Source organism: Candidatus Hydrogenedentota bacterium (assembly GCA_012523015.1).
In the GTDB taxonomy this organism is placed as follows: Bacteria; Hydrogenedentota; Hydrogenedentia; order Hydrogenedentales; family CAITNO01; genus JAAYBJ01.
In genome coordinates this window covers 1-9,604 of the sequence record JAAYJI010000161.1, presented here as the reverse complement: position 1 = coordinate 9,604, position 9,604 = coordinate 1, and the positions used below count along the sequence as shown (strand labels likewise).

At 47.4% G+C, this 9,604-nt stretch carries 6 protein-coding genes; 1 reads left to right on the top strand and 5 read right to left on the bottom strand.

Going from position 1 to position 9,604, the window contains the following annotated elements:
* Positions 1–881: 2-hydroxyacid dehydrogenase (locus GX117_06980; protein ID NLO33081.1), on the top strand; the 881-nt coding region annotated here is incomplete at its 5' end.
* A gap of 1,636 nt (positions 882–2,517) precedes the next feature.
* On the opposite strand, the gene xylB is transcribed toward GX117_06980, so the two are convergent.
* From xylB to GX117_06955, 5 genes are all read right to left on the bottom strand, one after another.
* On the bottom strand, positions 2,518–4,053 hold the full coding sequence (gene xylB / locus GX117_06975) for a xylulokinase (protein ID NLO33080.1): 1,536 nt from the start codon (positions 4,051–4,053) through the stop codon (positions 2,518–2,520).
* A gap of 66 nt (positions 4,054–4,119) precedes the next feature.
* Positions 4,120–6,558 carry a glycoside hydrolase family 127 protein gene (locus GX117_06970; GenBank protein NLO33079.1) on the bottom strand — a complete coding sequence of 813 codons (2,439 nt, stop codon included), beginning with the start codon at positions 6,556–6,558 and terminating at the stop codon, positions 4,120–4,122.
* A gap of 115 nt (positions 6,559–6,673) precedes the next feature.
* Positions 6,674–7,825 (bottom strand): hypothetical protein, encoded by a 1,152-nt coding sequence (locus GX117_06965; GenBank protein ID NLO33078.1) that lies wholly within the window; start codon positions 7,823–7,825, stop codon positions 6,674–6,676.
* A 4-nt stretch (positions 7,826–7,829) separates the two neighbouring features.
* A complete protein-coding gene (locus GX117_06960) occupies positions 7,830–8,528 on the bottom strand; it encodes a zinc metallopeptidase (GenBank protein ID NLO33077.1) in 699 nt (232 codons plus the stop codon).
* Complete coding sequence (locus GX117_06955) at positions 8,528–9,265, bottom strand: polymer-forming cytoskeletal protein (protein NLO33076.1); 738 nt, start codon at positions 9,263–9,265, stop codon at positions 8,528–8,530. Before GX117_06955 ends, GX117_06960 begins: the two co-directional genes overlap by 1 nt.
* Between the last annotated feature and the right edge of the window lie 339 nt (positions 9,266–9,604).

The window sequence follows — 9,604 nt, the reverse complement described above, 5'->3', positions numbered from 1 at the left end:
TTGATGCCGTGTGTATTTTCGTCCATGATATTGTGGATGATACCGTGGCAAAACGGCTGGCTGCCATGGGAATACGTCTCATCGCACTGCGCTGCGCCGGATATAACAATGTAAATCTGGAGGCTTGCGCCGCCTACGGTATCACCGTTACCCGCGTCCCTTCCTATTCGCCGCCCTCCATTGCAGAACACAGCGTAGCGCTGATGCTGGTCTTAAGCCGCCACTTGGTTCGAGCTCATGCACGCGTGCGGGAAGGCAATTTCTCCTTAAATGGGATGGTTGGATTTGAAATGCATAATAAGACGGCGGGAATCATTGGAACGGGAAGGATAGGGAGGCATGCTGCTGAAATACTCACGGGATTTCACTGCAAGGTGCTCGCCTTTGATCCCTATCCGGATGTAGAACTTCGTAAGAATTCCCGCATTGAGTACACCGATTTAGACACCATTTTCGCAGAATCCGATATTATTAGTCTCTATGTGCCGCTGCTGCCAAGCACCAAATACATGATTAACGATGATTCCATTGCAAAGATGAAGCAAGGCGTAATGCTTATTAATACGAGCCGTGGAGCACTGGTGGACACGAAGGCGCTCATTCGCGGTCTCAAGACCGGGAAAATAGCCTGTGCAGGCCTTGACGTATACGAGGAAGAATCTGAATATTTCTATGAAGATAAATCAGATGGGGTTATCACCGATGATGTGTTGGCTCGGCTGCTCACCTTTAACAACGTTTTAGTGACCAGTCACCAGGCATTTTTAACCCACGAGGCATTACAGAAAATCGCTGAAATAACCTACAACAACATTCAGGAATATTTCGCCGGTAAACGGGGCCACAGTTTGACTTATGGGCTGTGTTCCCAGTGCGCCTGATTCCTCTCGAATCAGCGATATTTTGAGGCAGCAAAGCAAAAGACCTCGTTGCTGCCAATAGTATGATACTACTAATTTCATGTATTATTTTAGTATGGTGCGATTTTTTATGAATATGCTTCTTCACTGAATTATATGAAATCACAAGTTGTAAAAAGACTGCCTTAGATCTGATAACGACTTTCTATAAGATGAGAAGATAGCACCTTTTTCCCTCCCTTCAAAACCACCAGATCACCGGCAGGCTGCACCGCGATCCGCCCATAAAATCCCCTTCCTCTCCATTTCTAAAAGACTATCCAAATCAAAAGACGGCACTATAGGCTTCCACATTCGCAAAGGAAAGCTGTGCTCATAAAAGGTCTTTCTCCGAGATAAAAGGCGGTCTATTCATTTCTCTTGACGAGAAAGGCAAAAGGGTCTACGACCTTGAAGCGGTCTTCACCAAGGATTATTTTCATGAAAAATGAATATTAGAATTTGCTAAAAAATATGTCCACCTATAGGGCGGGCCTCAATTCGGGGGAAGAGAAGAGCCTAAAAGAAATGCCGTGTATCACCATTTGAGGGCGCGTTAGTGACCTTTTTATACATAGGGGAGAAGGGAGAGTGTTCTATTTTTAACGATTATAATGCTGCGTTTGATTTTAGAACACATCTCTTTCTTTATTTCTCTTGATTTCAATTTATGAAAACAGAAGAATAAATATTTTCAAAAACTGGCTATTGCTTAAAAATAGAACACGGAAAAAATATACTGAAAATATCCAATACTTTTTAAGAGTCACTTATTTTATCAGTAACGATTAATCAATACCACAAGGATAAAACATCGGGTACCTTATAAAAGCAATTAGGTGTTTATTTGTTTAAAAATTGACGGAAATATATTTGGAGTATTACTTTGTCGTTACGAAGTCTTAAATGTATGATCCTGATACATAGATCAAGATAGATCAATCCCTAGATCGACGCTATTTAATGAGATTTATCTTATCTCTTTAAGCAACATAATATATATTATCGGACGTTATGTGTGGATAATAAATAACGCCCTACTGCCTGTATGAATGAGAGACAAGGCCGCCTTTTGACGAATTTGAGGCGCTAAGCCAGTCTATAGACCTCTTAACCCCCTTAAAATCAAATTGTGCCCCGAGGGTCATTCCCGCTTCTCTTTTGAAGGGCTTAGATAGGGTCCGCCGATTTTTTCTCCTTAAAAATTCTTTCCTTTAAGTTTATCTTTTGTGAACTTTGCTGTTGGGTGAGGACTGTTGCCGGCTACTTAAAATTATGGGGGGGTATTTTTCAAAGATCCGAAGCTGCGCCAAAAGATGCTAGAAACTCTGCGTAACATGGCGGATTGGGATGGCGAAGGTATGAAGAGGCTCCTCTCTCCCCCACTTTAACTTAAACTAGGCGGAGAATAACGCTCTGTAATGCTTCGTGAGGCATCTCATGTATCTAAGCGTCTATCGTTCTATTTCACCATAAGTTGCTTATATCTTAAAAATAAACAAAAAACACAATAATCTTAATAAAAGCAAAACAAAGGTTGTTTGTCAAGCAATAACTAGGGTTTGTCGTTGAAGATGTATATCGACCTCTTGCGTCAGAGGAAAGGTCTTTAAACGCCTTAGTCGAGGAGTTTCGCCAGACTTTCAAAGCGTTCTTTTAAGCCTAGGTATGCCAAGCGGAATTCACGGAGATAGGCATCGTATTTGGCGGCATTCTCTTCAATTATGGAAATCCTGTTCGTTTCCCGGATCATGGCGTCGCATGCCTCTTCAACGGAAGAAAAGGCTTTTGCCCCCACTCCCGCTAAAATTGCAGCGCCGAAGGCAGGGCCCTCATCCACGTTGATTTGGGCAATTTCAATTCGACCGGTATCGGCCATGATTTGTCGCCACAGCGCGCTTTTCGCGCCGCCCCCTGAAACCCGTGATACTTCCAGCGGGATGCCCATCTCGCGCATAATATCCAGGCTGTCACGCATTCCAAAGGCAACCCCTTCCAGCACGGCCCTTGCCATATGTGCCTTCGTATGGCGCAGGGACAGCCCGAGGAATGCCGCCTTGGCGTAAGGATCTCGGTGTGGAGCTCGCTCACCGGTCAAATAGGGCAGAAACAGGAGTCCCTCAGCGCCACAAGGGATCTTTTCAGCTTCTTCCGTAATAATGTCATAGACATCCCTATTGTTCTGTTTCGCAGCTTCTAATTCTTCAAAACAGAGTTGGTTGCGATACCATTGAAGGGCGCCGCCTGCGCTTAACATGACCCCCATAACGTGCCATTTCCCGGGAACGGCATGGCAAAATGTATGGACCCGTCCCTTAGGATCGTACTGTACTTCGTTGGAAAAGGCAAAAACAACGCCGCTCGTCCCCAAGGCGGAGGAAACTGCGCCCGTGCGCACAATTCCGCAGCCAACGCCACCGGCAGCTTGATCCCCGCCCCCTGCCACAACGATGGTTCCGGCGGGCAAGCCCACCTCTTCCGCAATGTTAGGGCTGAGTTTTCCGGTAATTTCAGGGCCTTCGTAGGCGGGCGGCATCAGATCTGGGTCGAGGTCGAGGAGCGTCATCAGTCCTTGATGCCATTTGCGTTGTTTTACATCAAAAAGCAAGGTTCCCGAAGCATCCGCCACATCGGTTGCATACTCGCCGGTAAGGACCCAACGAATATAATCTTTGGGTAATAAGACTTTCCGTGTTTTTTCGAACAATTCAGGCTCATGATCTCGGAGCCACAGGATTTTTGGGGCGGTGAAACCCGTGAGGGCTGGACTCCCGACGAGGGCCACCAGAGCCGCCTCGCCCCCGGCTTTCTCCGTAATATAGTCGCATTGCGCCGAGGTCCGTTGATCGCACCACAATAAAGCGGGTCGCAGCACCTGATTCTTCGCGTCTAAAAATACGGAACCATGCATTTGCCCCGTAAGCCCTATGGCGGCTACGCGTTTGGAATCTATCTTGGATGACAGTTCCGCCAATACATCTAGAGCCGCTTTTCGCCAATGTGCCGGATCTTGTTCCGCCCAGTTTGGTTTCGGGCTGGACAAGGGATATTCGCGGAAAGCCGTTGCCAATCTTGTGCCGTTCTGATCAATTGCAATGGCTTTCGTGCCGCTCGTACCGACATCAACACCAATAAAGATTCCGGACTGTGTCATGGATATATTTCTCCCTTCTTTCCGTTTAACAGCAGTACTCCGTTCTTATAAACGATAAAGGCAGTGTTATTCAGCTACTTGCCATTCTAATATACCGGCTGAAAAATTTCTTCTGAGGCGTACGACAAGGCGTAAAGCCTTCGTGGTGACCGGATCGAAGTTAACTTCGTTATATTCGTTGATTCGCGTTTTATAGGGCTCTTTATGCTGTACGGGCAGCCATTCGTCGCCGTGCTTGTATTGAATCTCCCATTTGGCGGGTACGCGGCAGCCGCCTTGCGGCGCATCATCAAACCAATAGACTTTTACTTGCGTTAAGGTCATTTCCTTGGGGAAAGTGTATTCCGCCCATTCTTCGGAGCCAGTACGAGGCCACCACGTAAAGCGTGGAATACTGTAATCTTGCGATGATTCAGGTTCTCTTAGATCATTCATCGCTCTCGGGCTGTCGTGTTCCCAACAATGGGACGCCGAGACCTTCTCTGTGAAAGCAATCGTCTGTTTAGGTGATAATTCTGCCGTTGTTTTGTCAGCGGCAATCCACACCTGCATTTCACCGGCGCCTCGGTGTGCCCACGCATAGTAAGGGATGAGTGTTAATGGCTCTTCGCATATTTGGACAAGTTCCTTGTCCTCATCTTTATAGAGTGCCTGTGCTTCCGTTACCAGGGCTTGCACTTGTTTGCCCGGTAATATATCAAGGTCTTTGATTTGCCAGTCGTGATTGTCGGTTAAAAAGCGGTTCCCCACTCTTCCATCGTTGTCTATGGCTTCAGCACAATACACCAACGGTCCCCGCTCAATCGCGACGCGATAGGAATTTTCTTCTACTTTTTCATGGGCTTTTACGACATGTACAGTCATGGGAAGTTCGAGCCGTACCCTATCCCCAGCCGCCCAGTTACGCCGTACGCTGATATAGCCTTGTGAGTCAACGCTAAAGTCTACTTGCCGGTCGTTTATATACAAAAGGGTATTTTCAGGTTTCGGATCTGCATAGCGGTATAAATCTCCCGGTACCGGTTGTCCTTGTGCCCAGCCAGGTAGACGCAGGCGCAATTCAAAGTCTTTCGTCGATTGCGGGGTTACCGTCAGTACAACACTGCTGTCCCAAGGATAAGTGGTCTGTTGTTCCAAGGTGAGCGGATCGCCTGCCAGCTCAAAAGTTGCCTTATTGCCCATATACAGATTCACGTAAACACAGTCTTCTTTTACTGCATAGATATATCCTGGCAATGAGGGCAGCAAACGTACAATATTGGTGGGACAGCAAGAGCAGCCAAACCACGGTTGTCGGAGACAAGCGCCCTGATTAAAGGGCGAAACGCCGTCTGATGCCAGCGGATTGACATAAAAGAAGGCGTCTCCGGTGAGGGCTACTCCTGAAAGAAAGCCATTGTAGAGAGCACGTTCCAAGACATCCATATATTTGGCTTCACCCTTAGCCAAGAACATGCGGTGATTCCAAAAGATATTCGCAATGGCGGCGCAGGTCTCTGCGTAGGCTGTGGCATTGGGCAACTCATAATCACTGCCAAATTGTTCACCGCGATGCAAAGCGCCAATCCCGCCGGTTAAATAGAGCTTCCGTTCCGTCTTGTTGCGCCAAATACGATCCAGAGCCGCCATAAAATCTGGATTTTCCGTGAATACGGCGACATCGGTGGCTCCGGCATAGAAATAGCCCGCCCGTACAGCATGCCCCACTGCCTCATCCTGTTCGGCCAATGGTTTTTGGTCTTGGCAGTAATCGCCGAATGGCTCCCTATTTTCGGAACGTCCCCGTTCCTCAATAAAAAATTGTGCCATATGAAAATATTTTTCGTCGCCTGTCACGCGATAGAGTTTCATCAATCCTATTTCAATTTCTTCATGACCGGGAACTGCATATTTTTTATCCGGTCCAAAAACCGAACAGACGAGATCCGCATTCTTTATTGCAACGTCCAACAACGTACGTTTTCCCGTAGCGAGGAAGTGGGCGACAGCCGCCTCATACATATGCCCCACGTTATACAATTCGTGGGCGCTGCGAATGTTTTCCCACCGTTCTTTTCCAATATCTTTCGATGCATTCTCAGGGTCAATAGTACGGGCTGTATATAAATACCCATCCTCTTCTTGCGCCGCTGCGAATAGCGTGATCAGGTCATCCAGATATTGATCTAATTCCTGATCCGGATGCATCGCCAGCGTATAGGCCGCGCCTTCCACAATTTTAAAGACATCAGAATCATTGAAGTAAATTCCTTCATGGGGTCCGTCCATTAAGCCGCCGGCTTTGGCAAAATTACGGATCCGTCCTGTGTCCTCCGATTTCCTGAAGTTAGCCGGTAAAGTCACCTCCCGATTCGTGTCCATTCGTGGTGACCAAAAATTGTCCTGAATTTGGATGTGGGTAAAGGGGACGGGCGCAATAGGATAGTCTTTCATCGCGGCAGCCTCTTGCGTAAATAGGGTTGCAACCATACCCAAAACAACACCGACGCTGGCAAGATAACGCATATTCATTTCTCCTTAGGCTTAGGATCATTCACGCTAACAGAATCATTTCATACGAAAGACCACGGATTTCATAAACATCGGTCGGAAGGTGACCCGTTGAAAATCTAAATCATACTTATCTAAATAATAACGTTATTTCTCGGCGAACGCAACGGCTAACCTCCACCTTGTACTTGCCGAGGGTTATGCCGGACAGCATGTCATTAATAAAAGCCATGTCTCCGTAATATTCCAGGGCAATCCGTGCGAGCGTATCGGAATAAAAAAGTTGTTCTACCCCGCGGATACAATCAAGACCATTCAAAGTATCTACAAATTCTTGAAAAAGCTTCTCACTGCCCGGACGTTCTATTTGCACGATGACCCGTGTTTCATCTTCCATGCTGAGCATGGAAAGCACAATGGCGACGACACTATCGCCTACCAACTTGCCGCAGGCATCTTGGGCGGCTTGCACGCCCCCTTCCACTGGATCCACACTTTGCACGGCAGCTTCCGCAGTTAAGGTATCACGAATCTTGCCGTCAGGACCGGAAATAACGCGCAGCACAGCCCGTGCACGGTTACGATACATATTGGTTTCTTGACGCAGTGCTTCGTGAGAGGTGGTGACGGAGCCAACGATAATCACATCTTCCTTATTGGCCCGTGCGAAGGCGGCAGTGGTAGGGACATCCCCTTGGGTAATCGCGACCAATTCGTCTATTTCGTAATGGTCGAGCAAGTCGAGAAGATCTTTTACAATGAAACCATACTCTTCCATTGTTTTTCGTAATGCTGACGCCGCAATATCAAAGGTAGGTCCACCTGAGGCCGCTTCGGAACCGATGTATTCCGCTAAAAGCAGGCGCACCGTGGGCTTGCGGGGTAATCGAGGTAACATAATAGCGGCCGCATCCCGTTTCAATGGAGTTTCGAGGAGATGTGCATCTATTTCGACGACTGTGGTTGTGTCGAAAGAATCGGAACGCAACAGGTCGTATTGCGGGATATATCGGGAAGCTTGCCCTAAAATGGATTTAAAAAGCGCCATGTCGGAGATACTGGTCATGGCTTGCAGTACTTCTTCCACAACCAGTTGACAGGCGTTTTCGATAGCGGCTTTTCGCGCTGACAGACCCACCCCTTCCGCACTGCCCTTCATACGCACCGTTAATAGATCATCGGACAAGGCAGGGCTGCACAATAGCAGGCATGCAAGACAGACAAGCATCGCCCGAAGGTAGGTTGAATACACCGACAATGGTATACCTTTGTCATAAACCATGATATCAGTTGCGGCTTCTGGCTATCATAATCAGTCGTAGAAGTTGAATAACTGCTGTAGCGGCGGCGGCGACATAGGTCATGGCGGCGGCACCGAGAACATAGCGTACCCCTGAGATTTCTTCACGAGACATAAATCCGCCTGCTTCAAGGGCTTGAATGGCTCTTCTGCTGGCGTCAAATTCTACAGGCAAGGTCACCACGGTAAATGCTACTGCAGCGGAAAACATCCAAATGCCTACGCGTATTAATATGGCACTGAATGTAAAATTAAAAATTAACCCTATAAAAAAAAGTGGAAATGCCAAAGTGGAGCCAATAGAGGAAATCGGATACATAAGGTGGCGCAAACGCATATATTTGTAATCTTTAGCGTCTTGAATCGCGTGGCCCACCTCGTGGGCAGCAATGCCCAGTGCTGAAATAGAAGTCCCGGAATATACTTCTGACGACAGACGTAATACTTTTTTTGTCGGGTCGTAGTGATCGGTTAGCTCTCCGGGAATAGCTTCAATATTAACATTTTTCACTTCGGCCCGCATCATGATTTTCCGCGCCACATCAGCGCCGGTTATGCCGGATTCGGTTCTTATTTTGGCATATTTTTGATAGGCAGATTTAACACGAAATTGTGCCCAAAGCGCAAAAATAATTGCCGGAATGATTAAGATATCAACCGGATAAAACCTGTAATAGAGAAACATTATTTAGATTGACCTTTGTCTTCTTTTGGGGCAGAAAGCCCTTGTTGATCGGCGGCGGAGCGCATGGAACAGCGCCCATTCAATTCTGCGCCTTCACTCATGGAAAAGACACGGGCTTGTACATCACCATTAATGACACCGCCCGCCTCAATACGCAAGGTACCGGGCGTATTGATATTGCCCGTAACATTGCCGGCAATACGTACTTGTTTACCTGCTTCCGCACTGGACTCTAAACGTCCGGTGGAGCTCACAATCAAATCCTCAGTACAAATAATTTCACCTTGTATAAGGCCTTCTACCTGGCAAGTGGCTGCTTTGACATTACCTGTAACAGTAGCGCTTTTGCCTAAGAAAAGTGTTGCCTTAACATTTATATCACCTTCAATGCGTCCGTGAATTTCGGCTTCTGATGCGCCTGACAGTGATCCATTGATCACAACCCCTTCGGGAATAAACATTTTTTGTTGTCCTTTGTTAGTACGTACACGTGTTGGTGCAATATCTTGAACGGGTCGTTGTACCTGGGTTGGCGCAGCAACAACGGGTGCAGCTCCTCCCCCTCCGCCTCGATTACTCTGCATGGTCTCATTCAGTCGTCCGCTTAATCGGGCAATAAAACCCGTATTTCGTTGGGATTCGCTTTGTGAGCGACCTGCTTGTACATCGCCCTTGGGTGTCCCTTGTGTTTGTTTATTTATGATATCTGCAGTTTTTTTTCTATCTTTTTCACTCATTAATACTGCCCTGTTCTCCTGCTATGGAAGTTGGTAATTTTTCCGGTCACGCGACTTGTGACTTGGAGTCTAGGTTAAGTTTACTTATTTACCTGCCTGTCATTCAAAATTTACCCGGTTTTCAAGGTTGATTTGGAAAGATGAGCTGCGCTTTACCCCATTCTTAGACCACGGATCGCCAAATTTAAGGTGGAAATCTGTGTCTCCTTGTTCTGTGACGTGAGGGCTTTGGCTGCCCTCTCTAGCCATGCCTTCGCGTAGCGTAGCCCGTCCCCGATAGGGGCAGCCCTGAGGGCTGAGGGCGTAGCGGAGCGAAGGCATGGGACGGTTTCAACTTTC